Raw genomic sequence first — 16662 nt, 5'->3', positions numbered from 1 at the left:
GTTTAAGCTGTTGGTGATCATCGATCTCAGCGTTCTCAACGTCAACCTTTGGGTCCTTTGCGGTTCCAAAGCTATTCTCAGTTCTCCCCCCCCCAAATCTAAAATCTAAAATCTAAGATCTAAAATCTAAAATCAAACATCACGACAATCATCTCCTCCATTACCCCAAATCGTGTCTTGATTCTTGATTCTTGATTCTTGAGTCTAAACTCTCGCCTCCCGCCTCTCGCATCTCGCCTCTCATCTCACTTCAATATCATACGGCAAGCGCACCATCACTCCCTTATACTTATTGATTTTCTCTACCTGCTTCATGATTGGGTACAATTCACCATATTTCTTGGTGTTGTAGAAGGCTTGCACATCATTTGTAAACTGACTTAAGAAGCGCTCAAACCAAGGTTTGGATTCAGGGTAATAGATGACTCGGTAATCGTCTGCAATATCCGCTTTGGTTGCGGCAATTTTGATAGCATCTTCCAAGCCTCCCAATACATCCACCAAGCCAAGTTCCTGCGCACGAACGCCTGACCACACACGTCCAGAAGCTACTTCCATCACAGCCTCTTTGCTCATATTCCTTCCAGAGGATACACGGCTTAAGAAGGTATCATAACCTTGTTCTACTTGATTTTGGAATATTGCTTTTTCCCCATCAGTTAGTTTCCTGGAAAGACTCCCAAAATCTGAAAATTGCCCTGTTTTAACCACATCGGTTGTGATGCCCAGTTTATTGTTTAGAAGGCCTTGGGCATTAAACCATAATGCGAAAATACCGATAGAGCCTGTAATAGTATTTGGTTGGGCAACGATCGTGTCTGCAGCAGCAGCGATGTAGTAGCCACCGGAGGCCGCTACTTCACCCATGGATGCAATTACAGGCTTCACCTTACTACATTCTTCCAATTCTCTCCAGATGACTTCAGATGCCAAGGCAGAACCTCCAGGAGAGTTGATACGAATGACCACAGCTTTGATATCATCATTTTTTCTGGCTTTACGAACTTCTTCTTTAAAAACTTCGGAACTGATAGCATCTTCTGCTCTACCATCCACAATATCACCTTCGGCAATGATTACGGCGATTCTATTTTTTGACAACTTGTTTTTAGATGAAGTTGCAGCATTCATACGGGTAATATTGATGAGGTTGATTTTATCATCTTCTTTCAAACCCATTTTTTCTTTCATATGGTCGATTACCTGATCTTCGTACCAAAGATTATCTACCATATTTAATTCAACGGCATCCTGAACTTTTCTTACCAACATCTGCTGATTGATTTCGGTAATTCTTTCTAAAGCTATGGATCTGCTTTCGCTGATTTCTTTCAGGGCGATTGCATTTAAATCATTTAAGAAGGTTTCTGTTTGCAGCCTGTTTTCATCACTCATTTTATCCAATAAAAAGGGCTCAACCGCACTTTTGAAATCTCCTACACGGAACACTACCGGTTCTACCTCGATTTTTTGGAACATGCCTTTCAAAAACACCACTTCCGATGCAAAACCATTGAATTCCATCATTCCGGAAGGATTCAAATAGATTTCGTCAGCAGCAGAACTCAGATAATAGCCACTTTCGCCATATACCTCATCGTAACTGATGATAAATTTACCGGAGTCTTTAAAATCCACTAGGGCATCCCTGATTTCTTTCAATCCAGCTTGACCAGCAGAGAAAAAGCCTGCTTTGAGATAAATTCCCTTAATGTTGTCATTGTCCTTGGCAGCGTTGATGGCTCTTTTGATATTGGCGAGTCCCACGGTTGAAACCCCGCCGAATAAGCCTACAGAAGAAAAGTCTGGGTCATTCTCATTGGTGCGCTCTACAAGGACTCTTCCATTCAGGTTGAGTTGAAGGACGGTGTTTTCCTTCACTTTGACTTCGCTATCAGAAGCTGAAATCGCTGCAATGATGCCCGCAAGGATAAAAAAGCTGAGAACAGAAAATACAAGTAAGCCTACGATGACGGCTAAAACGTTTCCTAAGAATTTCATAGTTTTTTGGTTAAGTGCCTAAAATTACTGGTTTTTTGCTAATGTTGTATGCGTCAATTGGTAACAAGCGAATGGAAAAACTAGTTTTGATTTTAGGAGGGAATTTAGGTGATCGGGAAAAATTAATTGTTGAAGCGAGAAATTCCCTCCATCAAAAGCTCGGTCCTATCCTCTCTGCATCTAAAATATATGAAACTGCTGCTTGGGGAGGGGCCTCCGAAGGAAATTACCTGAATCAGGTATTAGTCTTGGAGACTGGCCTTGAACCATTAAAAATACTCGAAGCTACTCAATCGATCGAACAGGCATTGGGCCGAGAGCGAATTCAGAAATGGGGTAATCGTACCATGGATATTGATATTTTGTATCTGGGTAATCAGCTAATTGATGAGCCTCAATTGACAGTTCCCCATCCCTATATCTCGGCTAGAAAATTTGTTTTAGTGCCCCTAGTTGAGGTTTTGCCCGATTTTATCCATCCCATCCATCAATTAAGCCATCTACAACTCCTCCAGCAATTGCATGATGACCTGGATGTTCTAGAATTCAATTCCTCCAGCTAAATCAGGAGCAATTGATGGGTTTCATATCTTAATTTTCTAAGGATAGCCCCATCAATAGGGTTGTGGCTTTAGCCCAACCCCTAAGATGATTCCATGTCCAATTTTTAGTCTTGGGTTTTAACCCAAAGTGAACAAATCCCAATTATTTTCTATGGTATTCAATTAAATGTGGCTTTAGCCCATATCCGATTCCCTTTTAATTTGCCAAGCTAAATCAGGAGGCAATTGATTGTTTTCCTGTATCTTAGTTTTGAAAGGAGAGTTCTATCAATAGGGTTGCGGCTTTAGCCCAACCCATTAAAATGATTCCATGTCCAGTTTTTGGATTGGGTTTTAACCCAAAGTGAACAAATCCCAATTGATTTTTATGGAATTCAATTGCATGTGGCTTTAGCCCAACCCTTGAGATGATTCCATGTCCAATTTTTAGGTTTGGGTTTTAACCCAAAGTGATACAACCCCAATTGATTTTATTGGTATAAAATTGCCTGTGGCTTTAGCCCATTCCCCGATCCCTTTGATTTGAGAAGAAAATCAAATAGTCGACTAATTTCAATTGAATAAATTATCTCAACACAATATTTGCTTAAATTGATAGATCATCAATCATTTGTAAGATGCCATTTATCAAAATTTATATTCACCTGGTATGGAGTACAAAAAACAGAGTTCCTTATCTTAACTCTAAAACTTTACGAATGAAGGTTTGGGATCATATTCGTGAAAATGGGAAAAAGAAAGATATTATCATTGACCATATAAGTGGCCATAGCGATCATTGTCATTGCTTAATCTCGCTAAAAGAAAATCAAATGGTCTATAAAGTTGTACAGTTGTTGAAAGGTGAATCGTCCTATTGGATCAATAAAGAAAAAATTACCAAGGATAAATTTGAATGGCAGGATGAATATTTTGCTGTCTCCGTATCAGAGTCCAAGATAAATTTAGTTCGCCGATACATTCAAAATCAAGAAATCCATCATCAAAAAAAGACCTTTGCAGAGGAATATGATGAGTTTATTGAAAAATATGGATTTCAAGTATTTCCTGATTTTCCAGCTAAAGCAGGAGGCAATTGATGATTCTTTCCTTCCTAATTTTGTAAAGATAGCCTCATCAATAGGTTTGATGCTTTAGCCTAACTTACAAAATAAATTCCATCCATTGATCAAATAGAATTGAGTTTGATTTCCAATTATTTTGAATAAACCATGAGAATGATTGTTCTCTTGAAATGCATTTCAGAATGATTGGCTAAAGCCAAAAAAGATTAGGAGAATTAATTTTAGGCCTCCAGCTAAAGCAGGAGGCAATTGATGGTTTGCCTGTATCCTAGTTTTGAAGGGAAAGCCCCATCAATAGGGTTGCGGCTTTAGCCCAACCCATTAAAATGATTCCATACCCAATTTTTATGCTTGGGTTTTAACCCAGAGTTAATAAATCCAAATTGATTTTATGGAATTCAATTGCCTGTGGCTTTAGCCCATACCCAGCCTTTTAATTTGCCAAACTAAATCAGGAGGCAATTGATGGTTTTCCCTGTATCCTAGTTTTGAAGGGAAAGCCTCATCAATAGGGTTGTGGCTTTAGCCTAAGTCACAAAATAATTCCATCCATTAATCAAATAGAATTGAGTTTGATTTCCAATTATTTTGAATAAATCATGATAATGATTGTTCTCTTGAAATGCATTTCAGAATGATTGGCTAAAGCCAAAAAAGACTTGGAGAATTAATTTGAGCCTCCAGCTAAAGCAGGAGGCAATTGATGGTTTCCTTGTAATCCTAGTTTTGAAGGGACAGCCTCATCAATAGGGTTGCGGCTTTAGCCCAACCCATTAAAATGATTCCATGCCCAATTTTTATGATTGGGTTTTAACCCAGAGTTAATAAATCCAAATTGATTTTATGGAATTCAATTGCCTGTGGCTTTAGCCCATACCCCCATTCCTTTTCAATTTACCAAGCTAAATCAGGAGCAATTGATGGGTTTCATATCTTAATTTTCTAAGGATAGCCCTATCAATAGGGTTTTGGCTTTAGCCCAACCCCTAAGATGATTCCATGTCCAATTTTTAGTCTTGGGTTTTAACCCAAAGTGAACAAATCCCAATTGATTTTTATAGAATTCAATTGCCTGTGGCTTTAGCCCATACCCTAATCTGAAACAAAAAAATAACCCCAGACATACATCCAGGGCTAAAGATCTAAAATCTAAAATCTAAAATCAAACACTCCTCACCTCTGCTTCTTTGTGAATTTTCTTAACCAAACCTTGAAGCACCTTCCCTGGTCCACATTCAACGAATTCAACAGCTCCATCAGCGACCATATGCTGCACGGACTGGGTCCATTTTACTGGGGCGGTTAACTGGGCAATCAAATTATTTTTAATTTCCTGAACATCTGTAACGGCTGTCGTGCTTACATTTTGGTAAACCGGGCAGGATGGCTCATGGAAGGTAGTAGCGGCAATTGCTTTTTCTAACTTCTCTCTGGCAGGTTCCATCAATGGCGAGTGAAATGCCCCTCCAACAGGCAATGGCAATGCACGCTTGGCGCCTGCTGCTTTCATAGCCTCGCAAGCCAATTCAATTCCTTTGTTGGAACCGGAAATTACCAACTGACCAGGGCAGTTGTAATTGGCTGCAACAACGGTCTCTCCTTCAATGCTTGCACAGATTTCTTCAACTTTAGCATCTTCTAACCCAAGAATAGCCGCCATGCCGGATGGATTGATTTCACACGCTTCCTGCATAGCCAAAGCTCGCTGATACACTAATTTCAAACCATCCACAAAAGCTAACACACCATTCGCTACCAAGGCAGAAAACTCTCCCAAGGAGTGGCCAGCTACCATGTCAGGATTGAAGTCAGTAGAAGTTTTTGCCAAAATCACGGAGTGTAAAAAGATGGCAGGCTGGGTAACTTTGGTTTGTTTGAGTTCCTCGTCTGTACCTTCAAACATGATATCTGAAATTCTGAAACCAAGGATTTCATTGGCTTTTTCAAACAATGCCTTTGCTTCTTCATTGCTTTCATAGAGATCCTTTCCCATTCCTGGGAATTGGGCGCCTTGGCCTGGAAAAACGTATGCCTTCATAAGTTTTATGTTGATTGAAGTGCAAATATAGGAAAAAGGGATTGATGGGATATTGATGGCTATTGGATATTGATTGATATTGAGATATTAGCCAGAAATACGATTACCGCATGAATTGAAATAAAGTAGAATTAAGGTGGAAATAAATTGAAATAAGGTGGAAATAACGTAGAAATAAATAGAAATAAGGAGGGGAGACCTTGCAGTTTTTAGAAACTGCAAAAACAGTTTATTATTCTGAAAATCTCATATTCAACTGCTGATTAGTTGGTTAAGTATTGCGAGACAACTAATTTTTCAAAGATTGTTTTGAAATTGATTGTTGGAATGGTGTAAAGTTAATTAAGTGATTGTTGTTCAGTGGAAAATTGATTTGGAAAAGTAATATGTATTTTTTAGTTTAAAGGCTTATGGTGGACCAATGGCGATACCTTAGTCATCGGACAACTACAAAAAATGAGTGTTCAAAAATATTTAATAACCAATTTGGATGAATCCGAACTGCAAATGAAATTGATTAACCCCCGTGATGGAGTTCCTTTCAGAAATAGAAAGATTTTTAAAAGGGAGGAATAATTTTATTTTGATAGATATAAATATGACACTGATATTAAACTTGTTAATGATTTTTTCTTTATTCTTAGACCCTATTTTGGAGGGTCGATGGGTAATTCAAAGTTTTACTTCTTTTGAGAGGGTCCTCGACTCACAAGCCTTTCAATCTATGGATTCAGATCAACAGGTAAGAGCTTATGAAATGTATAGCTTGGCAATGAAAGAATTTGAGCTCGTTTTTAAGGGGGATACTATTTTTTTTAAAGACTTAAGAAATGAAGCAATTATTAATAAAAAAGGCATTTGGCATCTTGAAAAAGATACGTTGATTATCAATGATCTGGAAATTATGGCTTCGTACAAATATTTTATTGACCAATCAGATAGCTGTAGATTAATTCTAAAGCCCATCCTCCCTGGACCGAAAGTTGCTAAATATGGGAGCACCTACCAGCTAGTTGATTGTAAGTAGAATTATTACTAGGTGAAAGAAGCTTCAAATTTTTAGGAAGTAAGTAGAAAAATATATTCACTTCCAATTCAGCGTACAGCGTGTTTTTGAAATAAGATTTTGGTTTTCAAGGACTGAAAGTTTGGCATTTGGTATAGGTCAAAAATTCAACCCAAAACCTCTAATCTACTCCCCCAAATCGTAGATTTCCATGATTTTGGAAAGGATGCTTTTGAAATCAATTTTTAGGTCGATCAGCTTCCCTGTGGAGACATCAAAAACCCATCCATGTACTTGCAAGCCTCTTTGGCGAACTGCCTTTTGAACAGTGGCTGTTTTGAGGAGGTTGATGCATTGTTCTTGTACATTTAGCTCGATCAGGCGATTGTATCGGTCATTTTCATTTTCAATCCCATCCAACTCGCCTTGATGGAGTCTGTACACATCCCGGATATTTCGTAGCCAAGGATTCAATACACCCAAATCGGCCGCTTGCATGGCAGCTTTTACGCCTCCACAAAAGTAATGTCCACATAAGACAATATGGTCCACTTTTAAATGGTCCACTGCATAATGTAACACTGCCATGGCATTGACATCAATGCCAATCACCAAGTTGGCGATATTGCGATGAACAAAGACATCCCCAGGGGCAACGCCCATCAATTCTTCTGCAGTCACACGGGAATCAGAACAGCCTATGTAAAGAATTTTTGGCTCCTGTCCTTTGGACAGTTCATGAAAATAAGTCGGGTTTTCGGAAAGTTTCTTTTGAATCCATTCCTCATTGTTCCCAAATACTTCTTGTAGTTTCATAAGTGAAAAAAGTTTAGTGGTTAATTATTGATTAGCTATTTTTTATTGCTCTAGGTCTTCGGCGGTAAGAAATTTTGCCCGTTCCTCAGGTGTGGGTAATCGGCAGGTTTCCTTTTTACCAAACCAGCGGTAGCGATTACGGGCAATCCAATCGTAGATCGGGTCCCTGATAAACGCAGGAATGATGATCAATCCATATAAAATTGGCCAAAGTCCTCCAAGGTTTCGGGCAATTTCCAATGCCCCCCTGCTTTTGAAATAAACCTGATCTTTGTGGATATAAATCAAGGAGTCCAAATAATCCGCAGGTATCTCATAGGAATCTAAGAGCTTTTGAGTATGCGCATCTTGTATTGCGCCAACTTTAAACACATTTTTAGTATCTCGGCGGATTATGAAATCCACCGAGTTATTACACAAATTGCAAACACCGTCGAAGAGGACAATATGGAACTTTTCAGTTACTGTCATCGCAGTACTTGTACAGTACCTTTATATTTTCTCATGCGCAAGGCAGGGTCCAATACATCAAAATTCACAGTCGCTTCGTAGAAATAAGTCCCTGCTGGCACCTCATTATTGTTTTTATCACGCCCGTTCCAACGGATGTAAATATCATTTTCAGGAGATTGAGTGCTATTGTATCTAAACATCTCTACACCCCATCGATTAACGATGGTGATCTCTACTCCCAAGACAAATCGTGGACATCTACTGAATGGATTGTCAAATGCCATAAAGGTATCATTCACCCCGTCATTGTTTGGTGTGAAGGCATTTGGTAGATCATAGTTTGGACAGTTATCTACGCAAACCGTATTACTTGGCTCACTTTCATTTCCAGACCTATCCACCGCTGTAATGTAATAGCAACCTCGGAAAGTCGGTAAGTCTCTGATCACCGTAGCTAATTCAAATGCAGTGAATGTGCGGATCATATCAAATGGTCCATCGCCATCATTATCTCTGAAATACAAGCGGTAGCCACTCAATTCATCGTCGCAGACCCCTGAGAAATCAGGTTCCCAACTCAATTGGTGTTCGAAACTAGAGAAATTACAAGGTTTATCAGATAAGAAATCGGTGCAGTCAGGACCCTCAAAGGTTAATACAGGAGGGCATGGTAAGCGATCATCGTCAGGACGGGCACAAATGATTTGAGACTTGTTTTCCAAAGGGAACTCAATCATATCTACATTGTAATTTCCTTTGGTAATGACATAGTAGCAATACTCGATCTCTCGTTGCAGCGGTACTCCATTGTGAGAGCCATCGTCGAAGAATCTGAATCCCTGTGTTACTGGATTCACTTCTGCGATAAGTGTAAAGGTATCCGCATCCTGTGCTAATGGGTCAGTACGATTTCGATAAACTTCATGAGCAAATTCTCCTACGGAATTATTCCATGGAACATCAAATATCCAATTCAATTCAATGGCTTCGTTGATGATCGTTGGCTCTAAGCGTACGGAGGATGCTTTGCTCGAACTGTCAATCACCGTGGTGTTTTCTCTTAAAATCACCCGATAATTGTACACGAGATTTTCTGTATTCAGTCCGGTATCTGTGAAAACAGTATCATCGGTGGTGACTAGGGAAACACGGTTTTGATTCCCTGTGAACCCTGTACTTCGGATCAATTCGTAATTGAATGGACCAGGGAATTGTTCTCGATCAATATCGTAAGGTGGAGTCCATCGAACGAGAATTTCTCCATTTTGAGTATCTGTGGCTTCCACACTGACATTGGTTAGCAATGGAACATCCACATCGACCGTAATGCATATTTCTTCCGAAACCACACTTTCTCCCAGTCTTGGGGTAGGGAAGGCAGCTACAAGTCTGTAACAATAGGTATTACCAGGTGCCAAGCCATTTCCCCCATTGGTATCAATAAAATTGAAGGTTTGCATATTGGTCGTGCCAACAAGCTCATAGCCTGCACGAATCCCCGTTTCGCAGGAATCAGGTTCGTAAGGGTCAGAATTAATCCTTCTCCAGACTTGCATGGTTTCGGCCGAATTGGCACAGGTGTATGGATCCCAGCGGATATCCACCGAGCGACCCTGTTGCTGCACCAAGTCATCAATGACAGGAGGAGGACCAATGACGGTAATATTCCATGTTCGAATGTCTACTAATGCAGGTCCCGAGCGCGGTTGATCTGTAATTCGAATTCTCACCTGATATTGACGTTCTCTTACATGGGAGCAAACGGTTTGCCAATCAAAATTGACTATTCCTGGGCTTGACTGAAATATAGCAAGTGGACTGTAGGTGGCGCTTGGTGTAATTTCCATAGGGTCTCCAAACACTTCAATCCTTATTGGGTCACCGTCTGGATCAGAACCTTGGATTATTTCTTCTATACGGGTGCCCGCAACAACACAAAGGTCAGGTGGCAAGATCAGTTCAGGCCGTCTGTTATTCGTATTTTCAATAATGATCTGCATATCCCGGACCACATACCCAATCAAGCGGTATTGTCCGTTGATTCTCCGCCATTCCTGAATCTGGAAAGCTATATTGTATTGACCAGCCAAACCTGGAGCATCCCAAATCAAGTCTCCATCGGTATTCATCGAGATAAAAGGATTGGGGCTGCCATCTTCTCTATTGAAGCTGAATTCAGAAGAAGCTGGGCTTCGGTAATTGTTTACGAAGCGCTGAAATGCTTGTTTGGGCCTCACGGTATTTTCGTCAAATAAATAGGCAATGCTGTCTCCATCTGGATCATAAGCCCCCGGATTGTGGATGTATCGAATATTTACACCTCCATTGTCCACAGGAGGGATAGTCAATACTGGGGAATTATTGATGCCGATAAATGGATCAATCGTTATCATGGTTTCCACGTAGAAAGGTGTATCTACCGAGTTGTCCATGTTGAGGGTCCGATCATTTCTATTGAATTCCCGGAATCGAATGATATATTGCCCGGGTCCCTGATAGGTATGGGTAATTACGAACGTGTTTTTTTCGATTTGATTTCCCAAAGGCTCAGTGAAAGCAATATCAGCCTCTGTATTTAACCTCACTTCCCTTCCATCGCCAAAATTGATTTCCCCAGGTCCAAAAATTACATTGGAACGGGTGTCAGTATAGCCCACCACTGTAATTCTGTAGGTAAGTGTCTGGGTAGAAATTCGCTCTGCAATAATTTCACCTGCACGGATATGCGTAGCATGTAATTTTTGTAAAAAACTGAAGTTCAGTAGGATGATAAATAAAAAGAGCGCTTTGATTTTCATGGGTTTCTTTTTTCAGCTTTTAATTTAAACGAAAATTACTAGATCGAGATCATTTATTTGGTATTTATCAAACAATAAAATTGAACAGGTGGTTAGAAAGACATAAAATTAATCGAAAATTTAGTTGTATAAACACTTATTTAGAACCTTTTAAAATAAGTTCAACCGATTGAATAAGCTTTGTTTGCTAATTTTTGCAAGCGTAAATTTGGCATCAAAGTTTTAAACTAAATCAATCGAACGTTTAAGAAAATACATATGAGTTGGGTATCTAAAACCTTAAGTAGCACACTAGGCCGAAAATTATTGATGGCCTTGACCGGTTTGTTTCTCATTTTGTTCTTGGTAGTGCATTTAGCGGGCAACTTGCAGTTGCTTCTACCAGACGGTGGAGATTCGTTTAATGTCTATGCACACACGATGGCCAATAATCCATTCATCAAAGTGGTGTCCATCGGAAACTTCGCGTTTATCTTGTTGCACGTGATTTATTCCATTGTATTGACGCAGCACAATAAGAAGTCAAGACCTGTGGCTTACGCCATGAGCAATGAGGGTAAGAGCAGTACTTGGGCTTCCAGAAACATGGGGATTCTTGGTACAGTAATCTTGATTTTCTTGGTAGTGCATTTGAAAGGCTTCTGGTATGAAGCAAAGTTTGGTACGCTTCCTACAACTATGATTGATGGAGAATCATTCAGTGATATCTATGCTATTGTAGCAGCAGCATATGCCAATATTTGGTACGTATTGATCTATGTGGTCTCTATGGGCTTTTTGGCTTTCCACTTATCCCATGGATTTGCGAGTGCATTTCAGACATTAGGATTGAATCACGTGAAGTATTCACCTTTGATTCAAAAAGTTGGTGCAGGGTTTTCCATTCTAATTCCTGCCTTATTCGCTTTGATACCCATCGTGATGTATATTCAAAGCTTATCATAATAAATAGAAGATTAGCAATTAAATCATAGTAAAATGATACTGGATTCTAAAATACCTGCTGGTCCTGTTGCAGAAAAATGGACCAAACATAAGTTCAACGTGAAGTTGGTCAATCCGGCCAACAAGAGGAAGTATGATGTGATTGTAGTGGGAACGGGTCTTGCAGGTGCTTCTGCAGCGGCTTCCCTTGCAGAATTAGGTTACAATGTCAAAGCATTCTGTTTCCAAGACAGCCCGAGAAGAGCACACTCTATCGCTGCTCAGGGTGGAATCAATGCGGCTAAAAACTATCAAAATGATGGCGATTCAGTTTATCGTCTATTCTACGATACAGTAAAGGGTGGTGACTACAGAGCCAGAGAAGGCAACGTTTATCGGTTGGCGGAAGTCTCTGTAAGCATCATTGACCAATGTGTGGCACAAGGGGTGCCATTTGCGAGAGAGTATGGAGGTTTATTGGCCAACCGTTCATTTGGTGGTGCTCAGGTATCCCGTACATTCTATGCAAGAGGTCAAACCGGACAGCAATTGTTGTTGGGTGCGTATTCTGCACTTTCAAGACAAGTCGCCAATGGAAAGGTGAAATTGTATCCACGTACTGAAATGATGGATGTGGTGACTGTGGATGGAAAAGCTCGTGGTATCATCACCAGAAATCTAATTACTGGAGCTGTAGAATCCCACAGTGCACATGCAGTATTGTTGTGTACGGGTGGTTATGGAAACGTATTCTTCCTTTCTACCAATGCGATGGGTTCTAATGTGACTGCTGCTTGGAGAGCACATAAAAAAGGAGCCTACATGGCCAATCCTTGCTTCACGCAAATTCACCCAACCTGTATTCCTGTTTCCGGAGATCATCAGTCCAAATTGACCTTGATGTCTGAATCCTTGAGAAATGATGGTCGTGTATGGGTACCTGCTACGGTAACAATGGCTGAAAAGCTCAGAAAAGGTCAAATCAAAGCAAACGATATTCCTGAAAACGAAAGAGATTACTTCTTGGAAAGAAAGTATCCTTCGTTTGGTAACTTGGTTCCTCGTGACGTTGCTTCCCGTAATGCGAAGTATGTATGTGATGAAGGTAGAGGGGTGAATGAAACGGGTGAGGCAGTATTCTTGGATTTCCGTGATGCGATCAAGCGTGATGGAAGAAAAACTATCGAAGGAAAATATGGCAACTTGTTTGATATGTACAAGCAAATTACCGGAGAAGATCCTTACGAAGTACCCATGATGATTTATCCAGCTGTTCACTATACCATGGGTGGACTTTGGGTAGATTACAATTTGATGACGACGGTGCCTGGCTTGTATGCCTTGGGTGAAGCCAACTTCTCTGATCACGGCGCTAACCGTTTGGGAGCTTCTGCTTTGATGCAAGGGTTGGCCGATGGTTACTTTGTGATTCCTTACACAATTGGTGATTACTTGGCACAAACGCCTTACGATAAAATCCCTACAGATCATCCTGAATTCAAGAAGGCTGAAAAAGAAGTACAAGATCGTATTCAGAAGCTTTTGACCATCAAAGGTGAGAAAACGGTTGATCACTTCCACAAACGTTTGGGTAAAATCATGTGGAATTACTGTGGTATGGCCCGAACAGAAGAAGGCTTGAAAAAGGCGAAGCAAATGATCAAAGATCTGAAAGCAGAGTTCTGGACCAATGTCAACGTATTGGGAGCAAATGAAGAACTAAATCAGTCTTTGGAAAAAGCCCATAGAGTAGCTGATTTCATTGAATTGGGAGAGTTGATGGTGGATGATGCCTTGAACAGAAACGAGTCCTGTGGAGGTCACTTTAGAGAAGAATACCAGACACCTGATGGGGAAGCCTTGAGGGATGATGAAAACTTCGCTTATGTGGCGGCATGGAAGTACATGGGAGAGGGACAAGAGGAAGAATTACATAAAGAGCCTCTTGTATTTGAAAATGTGAAGTTGACCCAAAGAAGTTACAAGTAATCAATTGTATTTAAACTCGTAAGAGCCATGAATTTAACATTAAAAATCTGGAGACAAAAGAATAATTCCGACAAGGGGGGATTCAAAGAATATAAAGTATCTGATATTTCTAAGGACATGTCTTTCTTGGAGATGTTGGATGTATTGAATGAGCAGTTGACTGAAAAAGGTGAAGATCCTGTTCACTTTGATCATGATTGTAGAGAAGGTATTTGTGGGATGTGTTCCTTGTACATCAACGGAAATCCACACGGACCATTGCAGACTACTACTTGCCAATTGCATATGCGTTCCTTCAATGATGGAGAGACCATCACGATTGAGCCATGGAGAGCAAAGGCCTTCCCGGTTATGAAGGACTTGGTAGTAGACCGTTCTGCTTTCGATAGAATCATACAGGCAGGTGGTTATGTATCCGTCAACACGGGTGGAGTGCCTGATGCCAATGAGATTCCAATTCCTAAGACCATTGCAGACTTAGCGATGGATGCAGCGCAGTGTATTGGTTGCGGTGCTTGCGTAGCTGCTTGTAAAAATGCTTCGGCGATGTTGTTTACTTCTGCGAAAGTTTCCCAACTGGCTTTATTGCCTCAGGGACAAGTAGAGCGTAAGCGCAGAGCGGAGAAAATGGTTGCCCAAATGGATGAAGAAGGCTTTGGTGCATGTACCAATACCGGTGCCTGTGAAGCGCAGTGTCCAAAAGGCATTTCTATTACCAATATTGCCCGTATGAACAGGGAGTATTTCTCAGCTGTGGTTAGTAATACAGAGTTGGTGTAACAATTTAGCAATCAATTTATATTCCAAAAGCCAGCATTATTGCTGGCTTTTGTGTTTTTATCAACATATCATTTTTAACTGCATTAAATTCATAAGCCTTTCTAGAGGTAATTAGGGGCAAGAGTTTATCGAAAAGGTTTTATTTTACGGTTTCAAGCTTTTAAACCAAATTTTATTTTTGTAAATTTGAAAAATTCTATGAAATAGAAAATTTGTTTAATTTTAATTGAGAAAACATGCATTACATTGACCTCGGCATATTTGTCGGGTACATGGTGCTGATGTTGGGCGTAGGGTATTACTTCATGCGCCAAAATAAAAATCAGGACGATTACTACGTAGGAGGAAGGAATATTGGGAGCTGGCATATTGGATTGTCCGTGGTAGCTACCGATGTAGGTGGAGGCTTCTCCGTGGGATTAGGTGGACTTGGTTTTGTGATGGGGCTTTCGGGTAGTTGGATGTTGTTTACAGGACTCCTTGGTGCTTGGTTGGCAGCCGTAATTTTAATTCCTCGTGTCAAAAGCGACCCAGCATTTGCAAAGTTTCACACATTTCCACAGATTTTTGAATACCTTTTTGATCGAAGAGTAGGACTGATCGCAGCTGTAATTTCTTTTTTGGGTTATTTAGGATTTACTTCTTCACAATTGCTGGCAGGTGCTAAGCTTGCCTCTGGGACTTTCCCTTCTATTGGCTTGTATGAAGCATTGATTATGATGGGAGTAATTGCTGTAGTTTATACAGTTTTGGGTGGGTTGAAAGCGGTGATTTATACAGATACCGTTCAATGGATCATTTTAATGCTGGGCTTTATCTTAATCGGACTTCCGGTAGCCTACTTCCATGTAGGAGGCTGGGAAAGTATACAGCAAACCTTGCCTGCTTCTTATTTTTCGCTCAGTAATCTCCGCTGGCAGGATTTGGCCAATTGGGGGATTACTATTATCCCGATTTGGTTTATAGGAATGACCTTATACCAACGAATTTTTGCAAGCAGAGATGTAGCTTCCGCCAAAAAGGCCTGGTTTATAGCAGGTTTTTTTGAGTGGCCCATCATGGCGTTTATGGGAGTCTCTCTCGGGTTGCTATCTAAAGTGGCCTTTGAACAGGGATTGTTAGCAATTGACCTAGATGTAATTGATCCCGAGATGGGATTACCGATACTACTGAGGACTGTCTTACCGCCTGGGATTTTGGGCTTAATGATGGCAGCGTATTTTTCAGCGGTCTTAAGTACAGCGGATTCTTGTTTGATGGCTGCTTCCGGAAATCTGAGTACGGACGTTTTTGGAGGTTGGCTAAATCTAAAAGGAGAGAAACAGCAAATTCGATTCAGTCAGTTGATTACCCTGATTTTGGGTATATTAGCTGTAGGCCTAGCGCTTCAGATGACCAATGTGTTGGACTTGATGTTGTATAGTTATGCCTTTATGGTCTCGGGATTATTGGTGCCCATACTCTTTGGATTATTTACCAGGCATAGAAATCCACGGGCTGCCATCCTGTCAATGGTGGCCGGAGGAGTCGTTACCCTTGGTCTGGGCTGGGTGGATGGAGAGCTGTTTTTGGGGTTGGATCCAAACTTTTTTGGTCTTTTGGCCTCTTTAGCAATGTATTTGCTTGTAACTGTATTGAATAGAGATTATAAACAAAATAAAATTAAAGAATATGCTTCAAATTGAAACCTTATCTGCACTGGATCAAGCTACGTATTTACAAAAAAAAGAGGTAGCTGATTTTCTATTTGTTCACCTGGAAAAATACGGAGATCCGCACGAGCATATCATGAAATGTTTGGATTATGCTTTGGACCAAGCAGTGGATAAAGGTGGATTTGTAGTGTTGGCCCGCGAGCATGGAAAGGTGGTTGGAGCTGTTGTGGTCAATAAAACAGGCATGTCCGGTTATATCCCAGAAAATATTTTGGTGTACATTGCTGTAGACAGTTCTCAGAGAGGAAAAGGTGTGGGTAAAAAATTGATGCAGACAGCTATTGACCTAGCCCAAGGAGATATCGCTCTCCACGTAGAACCTGACAATCCAGCAAAAGGATTGTATGAATCGCTAGGTTTTACCAATAAGTATTTGGAGATGAGACTGGTGAAATGATGAAGGAGGACCGAGCGTGAAGAAAAGCTATATTGATAGCTTTTTAGCGAGGGGCCGGGTTGGAGGGTAGGAAGGTAAGGAGGAAGAACGAATATAAGGAGGAAGGATGAGGGAGGAA

13 protein-coding genes are annotated in these 16662 nt (G+C 40.6%); 8 read left to right on the top strand and 5 right to left on the bottom strand.

Annotated elements, in window-relative coordinates; genetic code table 11:
- Positions 1 to 240: 240 nt before the first annotated feature.
- A complete protein-coding gene (gene sppA / locus IE080_RS08005) occupies positions 241 to 2001 on the bottom strand; it encodes a signal peptide peptidase SppA (RefSeq protein WP_189580398.1) in 1761 nt (586 codons plus the stop codon).
- A gap of 71 nt (positions 2002 to 2072) precedes the next feature.
- Here sppA and folK point away from each other — a divergent pair, with 71 nt between their 5' ends.
- Together folK and tnpA are read left to right on the top strand one after the other, a co-directional pair.
- Positions 2073 to 2564 carry a 2-amino-4-hydroxy-6-hydroxymethyldihydropteridine diphosphokinase gene (gene folK, locus IE080_RS08000; protein WP_189580396.1) on the top strand — a complete coding sequence of 164 codons (492 nt, stop codon included), beginning with the start codon at positions 2073 to 2075 and terminating at the stop codon, positions 2562 to 2564.
- Between the two features lie 617 nt (positions 2565 to 3181).
- A complete protein-coding gene (gene tnpA / locus IE080_RS07995; protein ID WP_189580384.1) occupies positions 3182 to 3643 on the top strand; it encodes an IS200/IS605 family transposase in 462 nt (153 codons plus the stop codon).
- Positions 3644 to 4790: 1147 nt separating this feature from the next.
- On the opposite strand, the gene fabD is transcribed toward tnpA, so the two are convergent.
- Positions 4791 to 5666, bottom strand: a complete 876-nt coding sequence (gene fabD, locus IE080_RS07990; RefSeq protein ID WP_189580381.1) for an ACP S-malonyltransferase — start codon at positions 5664 to 5666, stop codon at positions 4791 to 4793.
- A gap of 529 nt (positions 5667 to 6195) precedes the next feature.
- On the opposite strand from fabD, the gene IE080_RS07985 reads away from it, so the two are divergent.
- Positions 6196 to 6693, top strand: coding sequence for a hypothetical protein (locus IE080_RS07985; RefSeq protein ID WP_189580379.1), 498 nt, complete (start codon positions 6196 to 6198; stop codon positions 6691 to 6693).
- Between the two features lie 165 nt (positions 6694 to 6858).
- On the opposite strand, the gene IE080_RS07980 is transcribed toward IE080_RS07985, so the two are convergent.
- The 3 genes from IE080_RS07980 to IE080_RS07970 are packed head-to-tail and all read right to left on the bottom strand — an operon-like array spanning position 6859 to position 10739.
- Positions 6859 to 7488: a carbonic anhydrase gene (locus IE080_RS07980; RefSeq protein ID WP_189580376.1), complete on the bottom strand. Its 630-nt coding sequence runs from the start codon at positions 7486 to 7488 to the stop codon at positions 6859 to 6861.
- A gap of 42 nt (positions 7489 to 7530) precedes the next feature.
- Positions 7531 to 7959: a thiol-disulfide oxidoreductase DCC family protein gene (locus IE080_RS07975; RefSeq protein ID WP_189580373.1), complete on the bottom strand. Its 429-nt coding sequence runs from the start codon at positions 7957 to 7959 to the stop codon at positions 7531 to 7533.
- The gene (locus tag IE080_RS07970) at positions 7956 to 10739 is read right to left on the bottom strand and encodes a T9SS type B sorting domain-containing protein (protein WP_189580370.1); all 2784 of its coding nucleotides are present in this window, start codon (positions 10737 to 10739) and stop codon (positions 7956 to 7958) included. Before IE080_RS07970 ends, IE080_RS07975 begins: the two co-directional genes overlap by 4 nt.
- A gap of 258 nt (positions 10740 to 10997) precedes the next feature.
- On the opposite strand from IE080_RS07970, the gene IE080_RS07965 reads away from it, so the two are divergent.
- The 5 genes from IE080_RS07965 to IE080_RS07945 all read left to right on the top strand — a co-directional run bounded on the left by IE080_RS07965 (position 10998) and on the right by IE080_RS07945 (position 16544).
- A complete protein-coding gene (locus tag IE080_RS07965; protein ID WP_189580368.1) occupies positions 10998 to 11684 on the top strand; it encodes a succinate dehydrogenase cytochrome b subunit in 687 nt (228 codons plus the stop codon).
- 33 nt (positions 11685 to 11717) lie between these two features.
- Positions 11718 to 13652 (top strand): fumarate reductase/succinate dehydrogenase flavoprotein subunit, encoded by a 1935-nt coding sequence (locus IE080_RS07960; RefSeq protein WP_189580365.1) that lies wholly within the window; start codon positions 11718 to 11720, stop codon positions 13650 to 13652.
- A 27-nt stretch (positions 13653 to 13679) separates the two neighbouring features.
- The gene (locus tag IE080_RS07955; RefSeq protein WP_189580362.1) at positions 13680 to 14432 is read left to right on the top strand and encodes a succinate dehydrogenase/fumarate reductase iron-sulfur subunit; all 753 of its coding nucleotides are present in this window, start codon (positions 13680 to 13682) and stop codon (positions 14430 to 14432) included.
- Between the two features lie 236 nt (positions 14433 to 14668).
- Positions 14669 to 16117 carry a sodium:solute symporter family protein gene (locus tag IE080_RS07950; protein ID WP_189580360.1) on the top strand — a complete coding sequence of 483 codons (1449 nt, stop codon included), beginning with the start codon at positions 14669 to 14671 and terminating at the stop codon, positions 16115 to 16117.
- On the top strand, positions 16104 to 16544 hold the full coding sequence (locus tag IE080_RS07945) for a GNAT family N-acetyltransferase (protein ID WP_189580359.1): 441 nt from the start codon (positions 16104 to 16106) through the stop codon (positions 16542 to 16544). The genes IE080_RS07950 and IE080_RS07945 overlap by 14 nt, the downstream gene beginning before the upstream one ends.
- The last annotated feature ends 118 nt before the right edge of the window (positions 16545 to 16662 follow it).

Source organism: Mongoliitalea lutea (assembly GCF_014652135.1).
Lineage (GTDB): Bacteria > Bacteroidota > Bacteroidia > Cytophagales > Cyclobacteriaceae > Mongoliitalea > Mongoliitalea lutea.
The sequence above is the reverse complement of the archived record's forward strand: the minus strand, read 5'-3'. Positions and strand labels throughout refer to the sequence as shown.